General features: G+C 36.9%; 13 protein-coding genes and 1 pseudogene. 6 read left to right on the top strand and 8 right to left on the bottom strand.

Annotated elements, in window-relative coordinates; translation table 11 throughout:
- The first annotated feature begins 6 nt into the window (after positions 1-6).
- On the top strand, positions 7-2,310 hold the full coding sequence (locus IPI65_11290) for a hypothetical protein (protein ID MBK7442095.1): 2,304 nt from the start codon (positions 7-9) through the stop codon (positions 2,308-2,310).
- A gap of 247 nt (positions 2,311-2,557) precedes the next feature.
- On the opposite strand, the gene IPI65_11285 is transcribed toward IPI65_11290, so the two are convergent.
- The 3 genes from IPI65_11285 to IPI65_11275 all read right to left on the bottom strand — a co-directional run bounded on the left by IPI65_11285 (position 2,558) and on the right by IPI65_11275 (position 5,387).
- Positions 2,558-4,111, bottom strand: a complete 1,554-nt coding sequence (locus IPI65_11285) for an Rne/Rng family ribonuclease (GenBank protein ID MBK7442094.1) — start codon at positions 4,109-4,111, stop codon at positions 2,558-2,560.
- 186 nt (positions 4,112-4,297) lie between these two features.
- A complete protein-coding gene (locus tag IPI65_11280; GenBank protein ID MBK7442093.1) occupies positions 4,298-5,086 on the bottom strand; it encodes a tetratricopeptide repeat protein in 789 nt (262 codons plus the stop codon).
- A 1-nt stretch (position 5,087) separates the two neighbouring features.
- Positions 5,088-5,387, bottom strand: a complete 300-nt coding sequence (locus IPI65_11275; GenBank protein ID MBK7442092.1) for an HU family DNA-binding protein — start codon at positions 5,385-5,387, stop codon at positions 5,088-5,090.
- Between the two features lie 104 nt (positions 5,388-5,491).
- Here IPI65_11275 and mutY point away from each other — a divergent pair, with 104 nt between their 5' ends.
- The 5 genes from mutY to IPI65_11250 all read left to right on the top strand — a co-directional run bounded on the left by mutY (position 5,492) and on the right by IPI65_11250 (position 10,829).
- Positions 5,492-6,550 (top strand): A/G-specific adenine glycosylase, encoded by a 1,059-nt coding sequence (gene mutY, locus IPI65_11270; GenBank protein ID MBK7442091.1) that lies wholly within the window; start codon positions 5,492-5,494, stop codon positions 6,548-6,550.
- 87 nt (positions 6,551-6,637) lie between these two features.
- Positions 6,638-7,072 carry a single-stranded DNA-binding protein gene (locus IPI65_11265; protein MBK7442090.1) on the top strand — a complete coding sequence of 145 codons (435 nt, stop codon included), beginning with the start codon at positions 6,638-6,640 and terminating at the stop codon, positions 7,070-7,072.
- A 91-nt stretch (positions 7,073-7,163) separates the two neighbouring features.
- Positions 7,164-7,766 carry a hypothetical protein gene (locus IPI65_11260; GenBank protein MBK7442089.1) on the top strand — a complete coding sequence of 201 codons (603 nt, stop codon included), beginning with the start codon at positions 7,164-7,166 and terminating at the stop codon, positions 7,764-7,766.
- Positions 7,767-8,230: 464 nt separating this feature from the next.
- Positions 8,231-10,351, top strand: coding sequence for an ATP-dependent DNA helicase RecG (gene recG / locus IPI65_11255; GenBank protein ID MBK7442088.1), 2,121 nt, complete (start codon positions 8,231-8,233; stop codon positions 10,349-10,351).
- A gap of 208 nt (positions 10,352-10,559) precedes the next feature.
- The gene (locus IPI65_11250) at positions 10,560-10,829 is read left to right on the top strand and encodes an HU family DNA-binding protein (GenBank protein ID MBK7442087.1); all 270 of its coding nucleotides are present in this window, start codon (positions 10,560-10,562) and stop codon (positions 10,827-10,829) included.
- Positions 10,830-10,883: 54 nt separating this feature from the next.
- Here IPI65_11250 and IPI65_11245 read toward each other — a convergent pair whose 3' ends face one another.
- The 5 genes and pseudogenes from IPI65_11245 to secA all read right to left on the bottom strand — a co-directional run bounded on the left by IPI65_11245 (position 10,884) and on the right by secA (position 18,416).
- The gene (locus tag IPI65_11245; protein ID MBK7442086.1) at positions 10,884-12,593 is read right to left on the bottom strand and encodes an ABC transporter ATP-binding protein; all 1,710 of its coding nucleotides are present in this window, start codon (positions 12,591-12,593) and stop codon (positions 10,884-10,886) included.
- Between the two features lie 139 nt (positions 12,594-12,732).
- Positions 12,733-13,924 (bottom strand): annotated as a pseudogene (locus IPI65_11240) (amidohydrolase).
- Positions 13,925-13,929: 5 nt separating this feature from the next.
- A complete protein-coding gene (locus IPI65_11235; GenBank protein ID MBK7442085.1) occupies positions 13,930-14,340 on the bottom strand; it encodes an SPOR domain-containing protein in 411 nt (136 codons plus the stop codon).
- Between the two features lie 54 nt (positions 14,341-14,394).
- On the bottom strand, positions 14,395-15,051 hold the full coding sequence (gene deoC / locus IPI65_11230; protein ID MBK7442084.1) for a deoxyribose-phosphate aldolase: 657 nt from the start codon (positions 15,049-15,051) through the stop codon (positions 14,395-14,397).
- Between the two features lie 47 nt (positions 15,052-15,098).
- On the bottom strand, positions 15,099-18,416 hold the full coding sequence (gene secA, locus IPI65_11225) for a preprotein translocase subunit SecA (GenBank protein ID MBK7442083.1): 3,318 nt from the start codon (positions 18,414-18,416) through the stop codon (positions 15,099-15,101).
- Positions 18,417-18,586 lie beyond the last annotated feature (170 nt).

Below are 18,586 nucleotides of genomic sequence, written 5' to 3'. Positions count from 1 at the left end.
TTATTTATGACATTTTATCAAACCTCCAACAAAAAACCCTTAATAGGGTTAGTCCTGCTCGTAGTATTCGGACTGGTTATAACCGTATTGTTTTTTTCAATACGTTCCTGCCAAGGCACCGGTTTTTTCCGCTCTGCAAAAAGCAGCGATGCCAATTATGTTTATCAGGTTTATCCTGCTTCGGCAAAAGGTGTCGAATATTTTATCAGTGTTGAAGGTGTATTTAAAACTTCCATATATGAACAAAAAGGTGGATTTACCATGCGCAGCGGTTCAACCGAAATACGTTTAAGTCTGCATACCCTAAATAAAGGAGAATTGATAAAACGGGAGGTATTAGGCAATTTAAGTGATATGAATTCCAGTATTATCGGAACACGGGATACGGTGTTTTGGATGTACAATGCAAAAGACGGCATACATGGACGCAGTGTAACAGATTTAAATATTATTCTATCGCAAGAAAATTTAATTGCTAAAAACGATTTATTGAAGGAAGGGTTGGCTAAGGTAAACGATAACCTCGGAAATTTAAATGAATTATATGCATTTGACAAAGAACAAAATGCATTAATGGTTACAACAGTTTCAGGTAAAAATATTTGGTTAGACGGGAGTTCATTTAAAACAATTGCACCAATTGAAATACATCCTAAAAACGATTACAATTCAATAATAGATAAAACCATTGAGCAGGCTATTTCAGGTCAGCCTATTGATGTAAACCAGTTAACACAGGAAATTTTACAGGCAACAACCAATGCTACTGCTTCATTTAATTTAAATCACACATCAAACACTGTAGTTGGTTTCGACAGTTGCACGTATACCTTTGAAGGAACTACATTGCGTACCATTAAAAAAACCTTATGCCCTCAGCCTGTCGTTAAAAATACCACAACAGAAAATAGTCCATTTATTGAGCCGGCTTTAATTGCTGCCTATAATGCAGAAACCAAAACCGTAATTAATCCGCCTTTTCTAAATCCGGAACAAAGTTTAATTCTGCACGCAAAAACCTTAGGTGATAAATCAGAATTATTACTCAGCAGTATTAATAACAAAACAATTCAAAAACAATTTACCTTACCAACAGGAATTATTTTAAGCAACCACCGTGCGAGTTATAAAGTAAATTCAGTATTTGGCAGTGGAGATACTTTGTTGTTAGGTATCGACAATCAATTATTTAATATCAATATCAAAACCGGTAAGCTCATCTGGAAAAAGATAATTGCGAAAAATGATTATTACTCGCAAATTTATTCCACAGCGCTAAGCAGCCAAAACAATAAAAAATATATTCAGGTGGTGAGCAGTTATTATACCGTATTAAGTCAACAAGGTATTTTTGTAAATGGCCGCACCGACTATCAGCAATTGGTGATTGATGTGATTACAGGTAAGATTGTAAAACAACAGGATTTTAAAAATTCAGCTCCGGAGCTTATTCCATATTATTTAGGCAATGTGCATGATAAAAACTGGTATTACGATTACACCAATGGATTGCATACACGCACTTTGCCCGGCTTAACCATAGCTGAAAACAATTTTGCAGCGGCATTAAAAACTGCGGGCATTACATCACCACTCGTAAAAACTACAGGATACGATCGTGCAATTGAAGATAAATATATCGGGATGGATATCGGTAAAAAACAATTTTATTTCACAACTGAAAACGGATTACATTACAGTTATGATTTAAACAATAATAAAATTACTGAAATAAAAGCCCCTGAAGATGAATTTTATATGCAATTGCGTATGAGTAATCCCTATCTCAGCAACTTTTATAGAGCTGCCGGTTATTCTACACAAAACACCATGTTACTTCCCGGAGGCGATTTGCTAAAAATCAGCAATCAAAATAATATTTCTTCAATAACGCGAGTAGCGGCAAAAAAAGAAAATAACCCAACCACTGTAATTTCCGGTAATCAATTTATTGAAGGACAATTTTTAGTTAATGGTATCAGTTTAAATAAAGATGTTTATTATACCGATAGAAACTACAGTCCTGTAGGAACAACAAATAAAGAGCCTGTGCTTTACATCTGGCATAAAAATAAAATTGCGGAAGATGCACATCGAATAATCAGTAAATATAATTACAACACAGAAAATAATTTATGGCAATTTGATGTAACGGCATTGCTTGGCATTGATGGCGAAATTACACGCGTTTACAACCGCAAATCGAGCTTGGTAATTATATTTAAAACACATCCTAATCTCGATGATAATTTTACCTGCGTATCAATTAATACAGATACAGGGAATATGGAATGGGTGTTTAAGTTTTAAGGATTTCACAAAAAAATTAAATACGAAGCACTGCAGTTGACCTAGCCCCGATCGAAGTGGAAACAAACCTTGTGTTTGGGTATTCTAAAAATATTAATTTGATGAAATAATAAATATGCTACCCGGCTATGAAATGTAATGAGTTTGTTGAAACGAAGAGCGGGAAGGGATGTAACTTTAAAGGTGGATGTAGCTGCTCCAAATAATCAGCAATAATAAATTATTAAAATAACGGATTGTTTTCACATCACTCCACATGTATCTCTTCATCACCTTTATCGAAAAAGCGATATTCCATATATTGAAATTCGTTGCTGCCCATGATATGAATTTTACGTTTGTATTCCCAGTACCATTTCCATTGTATACTGTTAAAAAATCTTCCTTTTTTAATAAAGGCTTCAACGTAAGGATGTACAACTAATTTAATGTATTGCTGATTTTGATTTTTTACCAGGTATTTAATTTTACGTTCAATATCATCAATTAATAATACGCTGGCTTCAATTTTACCGGTTCCTGTGCAAGTAGGACAAACTTCGGTTGTTGTAATATTTACTTCAGGCCGAACACGTTGGCGGGTAATTTGAGCAACACCAAATTTAGAAATAGGCAATATGGTATGTTTGGCTCTGTCGTTCGCCATTGCCTCTTTTAATGCATTGTAAACAGCCTTTTTATTATCAGGATGTTTCATATCGATAAAATCGACAATAATAATTCCACCCAAATCGCGCAAACGCAATTGACGTGCAATTTCTTTTGCTGCTTCTACATTTACAGAAACGGCATTTTGTTCCTGATCACCTTTAACTGCAGTTTTATTTCCGCTATTCACGTCGATTACGTGTAAGGCTTCCGTATGTTCAACAATTAAATAGGCACCGCTGTCCATATTTACCGTGCGACCAAATAAAGATTTTATTTGTTTCGTAACGCCAAATTGATCGAACACCGATTTACCTGTATTATGCAGGTTGACCATTTTTTCGGAGCCCGGACTTATTTTTTTGATATAATCTTTTATTTCATTGGCAATAGATGGTTCGTTTACCACCACATTGTTAAATGAATCGTTGAGTACATCGCGTAATAAGGTATTTGTTTTGCGTGTTTCGCTGTAAACTATTTGAGGCGCCTGTAAATGTTGTAAACGTTTGGTTATTTCAGCCCATTGTGCAATCAGGTCGTTTAAATCTTCGTGCAGCTGTTGAGTGCTTACACCATCGGCAACGGTGCGAATAATAACACCAAAACCTTTCGGACGTAATTGTTCGATTAATGCCTGCAAACGTTTTCTTTCGTTGGCGGAAGCAATTTTACGAGAAACACCAACAACTTCATTAAACGGAGTAAGCACCAAATAACGACCGGCCAGTGAAATTTCACAGCTTAATCGCGGGCCTTTCGTTTGAATAGGCTCTTTGATGATTTGCACCAGAATATGCTGATTTTTCGCAACTACATTATTTACCTTGCCTGTTTTGATAATTTCAGGTTCCTTTTGAAAAGCATCCATTCTGAACGGATTACCTTCCTGAGCGGCTTTGGTATATTTATATATAGAGCGAAAATTCGGGTTGAGGTCCGAATAATGCAAAAACGCGTCGCGCTCGAAGCCTACATCTACGAAGCAGGCGTTCAAACCGGGCGTAATTTTTTTAACCCTTCCGAGATACAAATCGCCCACATTGAAGCGGCTGCTCTGAGAGTCGCGATGAATCTCTACGAGTTGTTTATCTTCTAATAATGCAATTTCAGCTCCGGTTGGAGTTGAATTAATAATAAGTTCCCTTTCCAAAATAAATACGGATTTTCTCCCTTTATGGAATTAATAAAACGGTTGAGGTCGGAAAATATAAAGGGCGGAAAAGATGCCAGTTCTTATTTCTTTTTATGGCGATTCTTTCTCAGGCGTTTTTTACGCTTGTGAGTGGCCATTTTATGTCTTTTACGTTTCTTACCTGATGGCATACTAAGTGATTTTTTAATGATTTAAATTATGTATCTCAGCTTGCACCTGATTGACAATCATCGAATCGGTGGTCATTGATTTCAGTCTTTCCAGTTCCAAAATGGCTGCCGACGTATCTTTTAACCCTAAATACGTTTGCGCCTTCATGTAACGAGCCTGCAAATTTAGGGAATCTTTTTGTAAAACTTTGTCAAATCGTTCCAAAGCTTTATCCATTTGTCCGCTCATAACCGAAAAACGCCCCAATTCCAGGTTCACCTTTGGGTTGTCCGGATGGGCTGCATCTATCTCTCTGAGCATCATAATTCCTTCCATAGGCGCATTGGTTCCACTTACCAAAACCGTTGCCAGGCCTATCTTTGCATCTAAATCATCTGGTTGTAATTGTGTGGCTTCCTCAAAACAATATCTTGCCCCATACACTACACTGGCGCGTAAATTTTCTTCCTGAACAAAATCTATTAAACTGCTTAATGCAGAACCTGCGCGCATAAAATTTTCATACGAGGGATCATTATCAGCCTTTTGACGAAGATAATCTGCCGCTATAGCAGGCTGACCTAACTGCAACCATTCATCAGAAAGTTGCTGAATAAGTGCACCTTTTGAACCCTGTGAAGATTTTAGCATATCGCTATGCATATCCTCCAGTTGGGCACTGTTCGGGTAATTTAAGGAATCTATCAGTTTTTCCCGCTGCTCATCAAAGGCAGAGCGAACAGGAGGTTTATTACTAAATCCGAAAAACAATACGGCTATTGCAATCACAGCCAGTAAAATTGCTACATACAACGACTTCACCTTATAAACTTGCTTTTGACTTTTTACCGGTTTTAATTCTATCCATAAATACTTTTGCCGGTTTAAATGCAGGTATTTTTTGTTCAGGGATTTCTATTGCTATGTTTTTCTTAATAATACGTCCGATTTTTTTCTTTCGTGTTTTCACCACAAAACTTCCAAATCCTCTTACATAAACGTTGTTGCCCTCTGCCATGCTTTCGCGTATCTCCTTGCAAAAGGCTTCAACCACAACCATGACATCAACTTTTTCGAGTCCGGTTTTTTCCGTAATACGATTAACGATATCAGCTTTTCTCATAGGTACTTTCGTTTTAGTTTGATAATCAGCACTTTAAACCACAAAATTCGGCTTTTTATTTTATATGCCTTATATTTTTTAACAGTTTGTATTATTGTGCTTCAATGCGAAATCAATTCACACAAAAACTGTTCCGATGGTATAATTTATATCAACGTAATTTACCATGGATTGGTTCTAATGACCCGTATTTAGTGTGGCTGAGTGAGGTAATACTGCAACAGACTAGGGTTGAGCAGGGATTGGCTTATTTTCTAAAATTCCAAAAAAAATATCCAACGGTCCAACATTTGGCCAAAGCCCCATCGGAAGAAGTGTTGAAAATGTGGGAGGGTTTGGGGTATTATTCCCGTGCCAGGAACATGCATTCCACAGCTAAAAGTATTGTAAATGAACTAGATGGGAAGTTTCCTGACACCTTTGAAGGGCTAATTCAGTTAAAAGGAATAGGCACTTATACGGCTCATGCCATACTATCATATGCCTATAAAAAACCCTTTGCGGTGGTAGATGGGAATGTGCTTCGGGTGTTATCAAGGTATTTTGGTATCCGCGAGCCGGTGGATACCCCTCTGGGCAAAGCTATTATTCAACAAAAAGCGAATGATTTGCTCGATCATAAAAATGCGGCCACTTTTAATCAGGCGATGATGGATTTTGGTTCTTTGGTCTGCAAGCCACGTCAGCCCGATTGCCCAAATTGTCCGTTCAATAAAAGTTGTGTGGCATTTAGTGAAGATATGACCGGCAGCTACCCTTTTAAATCAAAAAAAACAGTGAAAAAAAACCGGTATTTCCATTTTCTGATACTGCGCGACGGGAAAAAAGTGTTGCTTGAACAAAGAACAGGAAATGACATCTGGAAATCACTATTTCAATTCCCATTAATTGAAACACCGAAACAAGCCGATTTAACGGAAATTATGCAACTGCCTGAGTATAAAGCACTCAGCATAAAAAAACCTTTTCACATTGTTGAAAGTAACGTGTTTAAACAACAATTAACGCATCAAACGTTATGGTGCAGATTTTATATCATCGACATTGGAAATTTCAAACAAATTCAGCGCAAAGACAGTATACAGGTAAGTTTTAAAGATTTATCCGATTTTACATTTCCGGGTGTAATTCGTGATTTTTTGAAAAAAAATGATTATTTTTAACATGAAAATACCTGCGTAATAAATTCATTTTTGCATGTATTTTTGAGTAGTAAAAACGTTCAAAGCATATAAAAAAGACAATACATTATGAGTGGAGTAAACAAAGTAATTCTCATTGGTAATCTGGGTAAAGACCCTGACCTGAGAAATTTTGAGGGCGGTAATGTGGTGGCAAATTTTACACTGGCTACCACCGAAGTTTATCGCGATCGCAATGGCAATAAGGTAGAACAAACCGAATGGCATAATATCGCCATGTGGGGCAAATTAGCCGAAATTGCAGGCAAAATTTTAAGAAAAGGGGCCAAAGTATATATTGAAGGCCGCATAAAAAACCGCTCCTGGGAAGACCGTGAGGGCAACAAACGATACATTACCGAAATTGTAGCTGAAAATTTCACGCTGCTCGGTCCACGCCCCGGTGGTAATGGTGGAACACAATCTTCTACCGATTATGAGATGTCGCACACACATCCTGAAAATGAAAAGGATATGATTGTGGACGATTCACTTCCATTTTGAGTTTTACCGACAATCATTAAATAGTTTATCAACCACAAAACTTGCAATACCTATTGCAAGTTTTTTTATTTTTAAGCGTTATTAACCTGTAATGAATAAAAAATTATTTTTTTTACAACTCGTTTTACTGCCGCTGGCATTTCTGGTTTCATGCGAAACTGATGTTACGCCAAGAGAAAGTGGATACCCACAAATAATTTATCCGGTTGCAAAAGATACTGTGCAATATAACGACCCTGATTGTCCCTATACATTTTTATTACCCGATTATTACGAAATAAACGATCGTGTTACATTTTTTAATCAGGCGCCTGAAAATCCGTGTTGGATGAATTTAATTTGTAAAGATTTAAATGCAACAATTTATTTTAGTTATAAAGAATTATCGAAAGAAACTTCTGTTGAACAATTAATTGAAGATGCCTATAAACTTACCTATAAACACAGTTCCCGCGCCGATTTTATCGAACCTCAGGAAATTGAAAATCAATATGGTGTAAGAGGATTAATTTATTATGTTGGCGGAGATGCAGCCAGCAATTTTCAATTTTTTGTAACCGATACCACTACCAATTTCGTTCGCGGCGCCCTCTACTTTAACACCGCCCCAAATGCCGATTCACTGAAACCCGTAATTCAATATATGATTAATGATATTGAAGGGATGTTGGCGAGTTGGCAGTGGAAGGATTAATAATGTGCTAATGTGCTAATGTGTTGATGTGCTGATTAACAGCCGGTTTTGAGTAAGGTGTTCATTCGGAGCTCACGTTGGGGCTAATCAATATTAGCCCGTGATGAAGTACAATAGAACTACTAATTATAACCATATAAATCACCAATTGAACAGCCGGTTTTGAGTAAGCTGTTCATTCGGAGCAATCATTTTCATCAAATCGATAAAACCCCATTTGCTAATTTGCTAATCAGCTAATTTGCTAATTCATCGTAAGAATTTCATTCGGAGCAACCGTAGGGGCTGACCCATGTGTCAGCCCATTACGCTGTCAATTGATTATTATAATAATTAAACAATCGAATTTAAAAGGTCAGATTGTCATCCAACCACCGAAACCCATTAGCTAATCTGCTAATTAATCCTACTCTCAAAATAACATTCAAAAAATACCGCGGCCTTGCTATCTTTATGGCGTGGCAATATTGAGTTTAAATACACCTCTAATATATGTGAAAGGCGTTGGCGAAGCGAGGGCGGAATTGTTGCGCAAAGAATTGTTGTTGGATAATTGCCTCGATTTAATTCAATTTTTTCCTTACCGGTATATTGACAGAACCGATTTTAAAACGGTTAAGGAGGCATTACATCTCGCTATGCAAACTGAAGATGTAAAAGATATTCAATTAAAAGGTAAACTAAAAAATATTCATGTTGTCGGATTAAAACGCGCAAAACGTTTGGTGGCAACTTTAGATGATGGCACAGGAACAATTGAATTGGTTTGGTTTAACGGTATTTCCTGGCTGCAAAAAACTTTAAAGCCGGATACACAATATCAGGTATTTGGGAAACCTTATTTTTTTAATGGTAATTTAAATATTACCCATCCTGAAATTGAAGATACGGTTACTGCAGATTTTCAACTCAGCGGGAAAATTCAACCTGTTTATTCAGGAACAGAAAAATTAAAAGCACGCGGCATTAACAGTAAAGCCATTGCAAGATATACGCATTTTGTTCTGGAGCAACTCGACCCGAAAGAATTATTTGAAATTTTACCGGAATCTATTCGCAATAAATATAAATTATTAGCGCGATGGGATGCCTATAAACAAATTCATTTTCCTGATTCGGAACCACATCTTCAACATGCTATTCGCCGTTTAAAATATGAGGAGTTATTTATTGATCAAATAAAATTGTTGCGCGTAAAACAATATCGCCACAGCACCAGCATTGGATTTATTTTAAAAAATATTGATAATTTATTTACACCATTTTATAACGAGCATTTACCATTTGAACTCACCAATGCACAAAAACGTGTGGTGAAGGAAATCAGGAAAGATGTTTTGAGTGGAAGGCAAATGAACAGATTGTTGCAAGGTGATGTAGGAAGTGGTAAAACTGTTGTAGCGTTGCTCACCATGTTGATGGCAATTGATAACAATTTCCAGAGTTGTTTAATGGCGCCGACCGAAATTTTAGCCCAACAACATTATACCGGTATTAAAGAATTAATGCAACCACTCAATTTGCGTGTTGAATTGCTTACCGGCAGTGTAAAAGGAAAAAGAAGAAAAACCATTTTCGAAGATTTAGAAAGTGGTAAAATTCATATTTTAATCGGCACACATGCTTTAATTGAAGATACCGTTAAATTTAATAATTTGGGATGTGTAGTTATAGATGAACAACATCGTTTTGGTGTTGAGCAAAGGGCGAAGTTGTGGGCAAAAAATAATATTTCACCACATATTTTGGTAATGACTGCCACGCCGATTCCGCGCACTCTGGCAATGACGTATTATGGTGATTTGGATGTGAGTGTTATTGATGAATTGCCACCGGGAAGAAAACAAATAAAAACTGTTCACCGAAAAGAAAGTGAGCGCTTACAGGTTTTTGGATTTTTAAAAGAACAAATAAAAGAAGGTCGACAGGTATTTGTAATTTATCCGTTGATACAGGAAAGTGAGAAACTTGATTTAAATAATTTAATGGAAGGTGTTCAGGCATTTGAACGCGCATTTCCGCGGCCGGAATATCATTTAAGTATTATGCACGGAAAAATGAAACCTGCAGATAAAGAATTTGAAATGCAGCGTTTCCTGAAAAATAATACACAAATAATGGTGAGCACAACGGTAATTGAAGTTGGTGTAAATGTGCCAAATGCAACTGTTATGATTATTGAAAATGCAGAGCGATTTGGATTAGCACAATTACATCAATTAAGAGGCCGTGTTGGGCGTGGTGCACATCAATCGTTTTGTATATTAATGACCGGAGATAAATTAAATAACGATGCTCGCACGCGCATACAAACGATGATACAAACTAATGATGGTTTTAAAATTTCGGAAGTAGATATGCAGTTGCGCGGACCGGGAGAAATTGAAGGCACCAGACAAAGCGGAGCACCAAATTTTAAAATAGCCAATATTGCCACCGACGAACATATTATGCGAGAGGCAAGAAGTTCTGCAGAGGAGCTTTTAACCGATGATGCACAGCTCGAAAAACCCGAAAACCAGTCGCTCAGGAAGTATTTATCTGAGCAAAAATGGAAAATTAAACAGTGGGGTAAGGTTTCGTGAAAAAAATAAATATCGCAATTCTTCAATTTTTACCGGAAATAAGTGCCAAAAAGTGCCCAAACCCTTCAAATACGGGCATTTCAGCCGCTAAATGTGTATAAAGTGTTGAAAATACAGGGGTTCCGGCGAATTAATATTTTGAAATGCCCGTAAACACTGTATTTTTGGCGCTGTAAAACTTATTTAATAACTAATAAAACAAATTACAATGAACAAAGGCGAATTAATCGATGCAATGGCAGCCGACACAGGCTTAACCAAAACACAAGCAACTGCATGTTTAGACAGCATGATGACTGCAATCCGTAAAGCATTAAAAAAAGGTGACAAAGTTACTTTAGTAGGTTTCGGAACTTACTCTGTAAGCAAACGTGCTGCTCGTACCGGCCGTAACCCACAAACTGGTAAAGCAATCAAAATTGCTGCTAAAAATGTGGTACGTTTCAAAGCAGGTAAAGAATTATCTGAAGCTGTTTAAGAAAACATTTCTCTTAGAGAAAAACATTCGCTTCGGCGGATGTTTTTTTTTGCCCTATTGCACCAGTTCTTTTACAAACTGCATATCGTATAATTTTTTATAATAGCCGTTGTGTAATAATAATTCTTCGTGGGTGCCAATTTCTTTTACTTCACCTTTATCTAAAACCAAAATCTGATCAGCGCGGCGGATGGTGCTTAAGCGGTGTGCGATGATAATAGATGTACGATCGGTGATTAAATTTTCAATTGCATGTTGAATTACCTGTTCCGTTTCTGTATCAACAGATGAAGTTGCTTCATCAAGAATTAATATATCGGGATTAAATACCAATGCCCGTATAAATGAAATAAGCTGTCGCTGACCAAGCGATAATGTTGCACCACGTTCCATTACATTATAATCATAACCACCCGGCAAACGCATAATAAAATCGTGTGCACCTAACATTTTTGCAGCATGAACTACCTGCTCGCGGGTTACATTGGTATCGCGCAACGTAATATTTTCAAAAATACTTCCTGAAAATAAAAATACATCTTGCAATACCATTCCGGTTTGTTTACGCAGTGATGATAATTCAAAATGTTGAACAGGTGAATGGTCAACTAAAATTTCACCTTTTTGTATTTCGTAAAAACGATTTAATATATTTATAATTGAAGATTTTCCGGCTCCTGTTGCACCAACAATGGCGAGGGTTTCACCGGGTTTAATCGAAAAACTTACATTTTTTAAAACCCAGTTGTCATCTTTATATGCAAACCAAACATTTTTAAATTCAATATGTCCCTGAACATGTTCCGGTGCAAAAGTGCCCTTATTTTCAATATGTTCATTGGTATCCAGAATTTTAAAAATCCTGTCGCTTGATACTACACCCATTTGCAAGGTGTTAAATTTATCGGCAAGCATACGCAATGGCCGGAATAAAATACTGAGGTATAAAATAAATGCGTTGATATCACCTAATGTTGCACGTTCCTGCAATACACTATGTGCGCCGCGCCAAACCATTAATGCTGTGGCAAAGGCAATAATAATTTCTACCACCGGAAAAAATACGGAATAATACCACACCGAACGCACCTGTGCACCACGATGGTCTTTATTTATAGATTTAAAATTTTCGTATTCCTGTGCTTCCGCATTAAATATTTGCACAACCTTCATTCCGGTAATTCTTTCCTGTAAAAAGGAATTTAATTTTGCTACAGCAGTGCGCACTTCCTGGAATGTAGATTTAATACCTTCTTTAAAAACATAAGTTGCATATATGATCATTGGTAAACTAATCAAACTCAATAAAGCAAGTTGCCAGTTTACAATAAACATAAACGTAATTACAAACACGATGGTTAATAAATCAGCAATAATCTGAATGGCACCTTCTGTAAAAACACTGTTTATTGTTTCCAGGTCGTTAATTGTTCTTGTTGTAGAAATACCAACCGGTGTATTATTGTAATAGGTTAATCGCAAGCCAATCAGGTGATTAAATACTTTTACGCGTAAATTTTTTACCACATTTTGACCCAGCCAGTTGGTAATAAATAAAAAATAATATCTGCCAATGGATTCAGCGAGTAAAACACCAAGTGAGATAAGTGAAATTATAACCAACCCGTGAAAGTCGTTGCCTATAATATATTTATCTACCGTAATACCCACCAATAACGGCCTGATAGGTGTAAGCGCTGAAAGGGCTATTGCCAGTGCCGTTGAAATATAAAATTGTTTTCTGAACGGACCGGCATAACGCATCAGTCTCCTGAAAATAGCATAATCAGAAGTAGTAAATAATTTTTGTTTTTTTGTTTTAGCCAAACCTTGAGTATTACAATATGCGCCGCAACAAAGTTCAATGTTTTTCGGTCAATAATGGAATTGGCGGAATAAATTATTAAGCGGATAATTCGCCGAGAGCATGAAATGCCATTAAGCCCATGCCCGTTACCAGAGCATTTTCATCGATATTAAAGGTTGGTGTATGAATATTGGATGTAATGCCCTTATCCGGATTTCCTGTTCCTAAGCGATAAAAACAAGCAGGTACTTTTTGCGAATAAAATGCAAAATCCTCGGCTCCCATTCGCGGTGTGGTGATAATTACATTTTCTTTTCCGAGATACGCTACTGCCCTGTCGTAACTGCGTTGGGTAAGTGCATCGTTATTTGTTAAAACGGGATATCCTATGGCAATATTTACATCAACGGTGCCTCCAAATGCAGCAACTGTATTTTTAGCAATTTCTTTTTATTTGTTGATGTGCTGCTGAACGAACGGTTTCATCCATAGCGCGGAAAGTGCCTTCTAAATATACTTCATCCGGAATAATATTCGTAGCTCCGTTTGCAAATACTTTGCCGAACGTGAGCACTGCAGGTTGAAATGGAGAAACTGTTCTGCTAACCACCTGTTGCATGGCAACCAACATTTGTGCAGCCATCATAACCGGGTCTTTTGTGTCCTGAGGATAAGCGCCATGACCACCCTTGCCTTTTATGGTAATATAAATTTCGTCGGTGCTGGCCATCATATTGCCAAAACAAAATGCAACTGTACCTACTTTAAATGGAGTGAATACATGCTGTCCAATAATACCTTCTACTTGAGGATTTTCGAGAACACCTGCTTTTATCATCTCAGATGCACCACCGGGTAATTTTTCTTCTGAAGGCTGGAAAATTAATTTAACAGAACCTTCAAATTCATTTTTTAATGTCTGTAAAATTTTACCCGCGCCCAATAAACATGCTGTATGCGCATCGTGACCACAGGCATGCATAACACCTTTATTTTGCGATGTATATTCGTTATTATTTTGTTCAAGAATCGGTAATGCATCCATATCAGCGCGCAGGGCGATGGTTTTAGATGATGGATTTTTTCCTTCAACAATGGCAACAATTCCTGTTTTGGCAATATTCGCCGTAAAAGGAATGCCATATTCAGTTAATTTTTGCTGAATAAATTTAGCAGTTTCAAATTCCTGAAATGATAATTCGGGATGTTGATGAATATGACGACGACAAGCGCGGATTTCTTCAAAATTTTCCTGCGCCAGTTGTTTAATTTTTTCACCGATATCCATCGTCATTATTCTGTAATGTTGATCAAGTCTTTTACAATAAGTGCATTCGGAAAATGCTCGAGTAAAATTTGTAAATCGCGGTTTGCATCAAAGCGGTTGGTGTAATTACCAATGCGCAATTTATAATTCGGTGCTTCGAAAACAATAGTTGCGTGGTATCCATCAAATTGTTTTAAAAAATCGGACTTGGCATCTTTTGCAGATACGAGGCTGTTTGTTGCAAGAATCTGAATACGGTATCCCGGTAATTCACCATGCTCTTTATTAAATAAAACATGTTGCTCGATAAGTTCCCCGGCACCGGCCTGATCGTTAACCACAATATTACCCGTTTGTGCAAATGTAGTAGTTGCACAAAATAGGGTGCTAATTATAAATAAGGTTCTCATATGCTTATATGGCTCTAAAGTACGCATTTATGTTGAAACAGATTTAACGAAAAAACAAAGCTGTTCATTGCAGGCAGCCAATTATAACATCATATCCACGCTCTTGCTGGCTCCGATACGGTCTGCCCCGGCTGCTATAAGCTCCAATGCCGCTTCTTTTGTTCTGATGCCACCGGAAGCTTTAATTTTAATGGCAGGGTCTAACATTTCACGTAAACTTGCCACAGTTTCAACATTTGCTCCAGGGCCGTTTATGCCTGTAGATGTTTTCAGATAATCAATTTTCAGGTCGTTGGCAATTTTACAAATTAATTCCAATTCTATGTCTTCCATCAGTCCGGATTCGGCAATTAATTTAAATATTTTGCCTTCACGTTTTACTAATCGGTTGATGGTATCAATTTCATTTTCTACCGTATCCCAATCATTATTTTTTACAGCAGCAATATTAATTACCATATCAAGATGATGTGCGCCGCGGTTAATTGCATCTTCTGCTTCTTCAAATTTGCTCATCAGCGAATTATAACCATAAGGAAAACCGATAACGGTAACAATATCAATTCCGGTATCCTGTAATAATTCAACTGCTGTTTCTAAAAAATAGGAAGGCACACATACACCTGCAAACTGATATTGAATTGCATCTTTACAAAGTTGCTCCACTTCCTGAATAGTAGTATCCGGTTTTAAAATGGTGTGTTCCAGATAAGTATTCAATAATATTTTTGATTGCATAAAACTTTATATTAAAAAAATCCCGGCAATTAACCGGGATTATATTTTTATTCTTCTTTACCGTGACAATTTTTGAATTTTTTTCCGGACCCGCAAGGGCAAGCATCATTTCGGCCCACTTTCTTTTCAACACGAATAGGTTCAATTGCTTTACGTTCAGGCTGAGCAGCAGTTCTTTGTCCGCCTTCAGGTGCCGCTGCAGTGCCGTCTTCGCGACTTTCTTTTAACTGACTCATGTCAGTTCTTTTTTGCGGAGCTGCTGTGCGCACTTCTTCTGAACTGCGAATCGGAACGTTACCTCGGAATAAAAATGAAACAATTTCTTTATTCAATTCGCTGAGCATTTTTTTGAACATTTCAAATGCTTCGAATTTATAAATCAGCAATGGATCTTTTTGTTCGTAAACTGCACCTTGAACCGATTGTTTCAAATCATCCATTTCACGTAAATGTTCTTTCCAGTGATCATCAATTACAATCAAACTAATCATACGTTCAATAGAGTAATTAATTTCTGTTCCGTTGGTTTCAATTGCTTTGGTTAAGTTCACCATTACATTTAAACCTTTTCTGCCATCAGTAAACGGCACAATCACATTTTCAAGTGTTTCACCGCGTGAAGCATGTAAATCCTGAACAAGCGGATATACTTTTTTTAATAATGCCTGAGATTTACGTTTATAAAATTCCTGTGCATTGGTATATAATTTATTTGCAATAGCATTCGGTTTTTCATTTTCGAATTCTTTTTGCGTTACCTCAGGTTCCATACTGAAATAACGAATTACATCCAATGTGAAATTTTCAAAATCTTTTGCTGCGTGATGTGTATTTACAATTTCATCACATAAATCATAAATGGTATTATTTAAATCGATGGTTAAACGTTCACCGGATAATGCGTGATTTCTTTTCTGATAAACTAAAGAACGCTGATTATTCATAACATCATCATACTCAAGCAATCGTTTACGCATACCAAAGTTGTTTTCTTCAACTTTTTTCTGCGCGCGTTCAATTGATTTGGTAATCATGCGGTGCTGAATAACTTCACCTTCTTTATAACCCATGGTATCCATTACTTTGGCAATACGTTCGCTTCCAAATAAACGCATTAAACCATCTTCAAGCGAAACAAAAAATTCGCTGGAACCCGGATCTCCCTGACGACCTGCACGACCGCGTAACTGCCTGTCTACACGACGTGAATCGTGACGTTCTGTACCAATAATTGCCAAACCACCGGCATCAACAACACCAATACCTAATTTAATATCGGTACCACGACCGGCCATATTGGTTGCAATGGTTACACTTCCTGCTTTACCTGCTTCCGCAACAATTTCAGCTTCTCGCTGATGTTGTTTCGCATTTAATACATTGTGTTTAATTCCTTTTAATTGTAACATTCTGCTCAACAACTCACTCACCTCTACCGATGTAGTACCAACTAATACCGGCCTGCCATCTTTTACTAATTGCTGAATGCGTTCAATTACTGCTAAATATTTTTCTTTACGTGTTTTATAAACGTAATCTTCTAAGTCTTTTCTAACTATTGATCTGTTGGTTGGAATTGCAGATACATCCAATTTATAAATATCCCAAAACTCACCTGCTTCAGTTTCTGCAGTACCGGTCATACCACATAACTTGTGGAACATCCTGAAATAATTCTGCAAAGTAATTGTTGCATATGTTTGTGTAAGCGCTTCAACTTTTACATTTTCTTTCGCTTCAATTGCCTGATGTAATCCATCACTGTAACGACGGCCATCCAGAATACGTCCGGTTTGCTCATCAACAATTTTAACTTTACTTTCCATTACCACATACTCTACATCTTTTTCAAATAAAGTATATGCTTTTAATAATTGTTGCACTGAGTGGATACGATCACTTTTTACAGCGAAATCCTGCATCAACTGGTCTTTTGCAGCAACTTTTTCTTCTTTGCTGAAAATTTTACGTTCAATATCTGCAATTTGAACACCAACATCAGGAATAATAAAGAAATTCGGATCTTCTCCACCTTCGGTAATTAATTCAATTCCTTTATCCGTTAAATCAACGCTATTACTTTTTTCGTCAATAACAAAATATAAATCCTGATCAATTTCAGGCATACGTTTATTATGTTCGGCAATGTAAACACCTTCTGTGTCCATTAATAATTTACGAACACCTTCTTCACTCAATAATTTAATTAAGGCATTATTTTTTGGCAGCGAACGATGAGCTTTTAATAAATGAATTCCGGCTTCTTTATTTTTATTAGCCTCAATCATTTTTTTAGCATCATTTAAATTATTGGTAAACACACGTTTTTGTGCTTCAATTAATTTATTGATACGTGGTTTTAACTGATTATATACTTCTGCATCTCCACCTTTAGGAATTGGACCGGAAATAATCAACGGTGTTCTGGCATCATCAATTAAAACAGAGTCAACCTCATCCACCATTGCGAAATGGTGTTTACGTTGTACTTTTTCTTCAACTGAACGCACCATATTATCGCGCAAATAATCGAAACCGAATTCGTTATTGGTGCCATATGTAATATCTGCTAAATAAGCATTTCTGCGTTCTGCGGAGTTTGGCTGATATAAATCGATACAATCTACGCGCAAACCGAGAAAATTAAATATCGGTGCATTCCATTCAGCATCGCGTCGTGCGAGGTAATTATTTACAGTTACAATATGAATACCTTCACCGGCAAGTGCATTTAAATATGCAGGTAATGTTGCTACGAGGGTTTTACCTTCACCGGTTGCCATCTCAGCAATTTTTCCGGAATGCAAAACATAACCACCAATCAGCTGCACATCATAGTGTATCATATTCCATTTAATTGGAACACCTGCTGCTTCCCATTCATTACTATATATGGCGTAATTCCCGTTTATTTCAATAAAGTCGCGGCTAACAGATAAATCGCGGTCCAGTTGTGTGGCGGTGGAAGTAATTTTATCATTTTCCGTAAAACGCCTTGCTGTTTCTTTCATAACCGCAAAAGCTTCAGGTAAAATGAGTTTTAATACCTCTTCAATTTTTTTGTCCCTGTCTTTACGCAGGGTATCAATTTCTTTGTAGATATCGTCTTTACGGTCAACATCCGTAAGCTCAGGATTATCGGCCTCAGCCCGTAAGCCACTGATTTCAGTATCAATATCCTTAAGATAGTCCTTAATACGTTGTTTAAACTCAACAGTTTTGTTCCGTAACTGGTCGTTGGTAAGTCCTGATAACTTCGCGTATTCAGCTTTAACCTGCTCAACTATTGGCGTAATAGCCTTAACGTCTTTTTCGTATTTATTGCCTCCGAATAATTTCGAAAGCGCGTTCGATATTAAACTCATATATATATTTACTCAATTGAAAGAATAGCGGTTGTCAAAAGTCGTTCCGCGCATTCGCCGCAAAGATAAGTATTGTAGCGGGTTGCCCGTTATTTTAACGTATTATTAAAGCACGAAATGATGAAAACGTGCGTGAATGTTCATTTGTATTAGCTTTACATCGATTTTTA

Source organism: Bacteroidota bacterium, assembly GCA_016706255.1.
Lineage (GTDB): Bacteria > Bacteroidota > Bacteroidia > Chitinophagales > BACL12 > UBA7236.
The sequence above is the reverse complement of the archived record's forward strand: the minus strand, read 5'-3'. Positions and strand labels throughout refer to the sequence as shown.

Coding starts and splice junctions, on each gene's coding strand:
- secA (MBK7442083.1), bottom strand. CDS start 18,416: ATGAGTTTAATATCGAACGCGCTTTCGAAATTATTCGGAGGCAATAAA.
- IPI65_11260 (MBK7442089.1), top strand. CDS start 7,164: ATGAATAAAAAATTATTTTTTTTACAACTCGTTTTACTGCCGCTGGCA.
- IPI65_11275 (MBK7442092.1), bottom strand. CDS start 5,387: ATGAGAAAAGCTGATATCGTTAATCGTATTACGGAAAAAACCGGACTC.
- mutY (MBK7442091.1), top strand. CDS start 5,492: ATGCGAAATCAATTCACACAAAAACTGTTCCGATGGTATAATTTATAT.
- deoC (MBK7442084.1), bottom strand. CDS start 15,051: ATGCAATCAAAAATATTATTGAATACTTATCTGGAACACACCATTTTA.
- IPI65_11245 (MBK7442086.1), bottom strand. CDS start 12,593: ATGCGTTATGCCGGTCCGTTCAGAAAACAATTTTATATTTCAACGGCA.
- IPI65_11265 (MBK7442090.1), top strand. CDS start 6,638: ATGAGTGGAGTAAACAAAGTAATTCTCATTGGTAATCTGGGTAAAGAC.
- IPI65_11290 (MBK7442095.1), top strand. CDS start 7: ATGACATTTTATCAAACCTCCAACAAAAAACCCTTAATAGGGTTAGTC.
- IPI65_11250 (MBK7442087.1), top strand. CDS start 10,560: ATGAACAAAGGCGAATTAATCGATGCAATGGCAGCCGACACAGGCTTA.
- IPI65_11235 (MBK7442085.1), bottom strand. CDS start 14,340: ATGCGTACTTTAGAGCCATATAAGCATATGAGAACCTTATTTATAATT.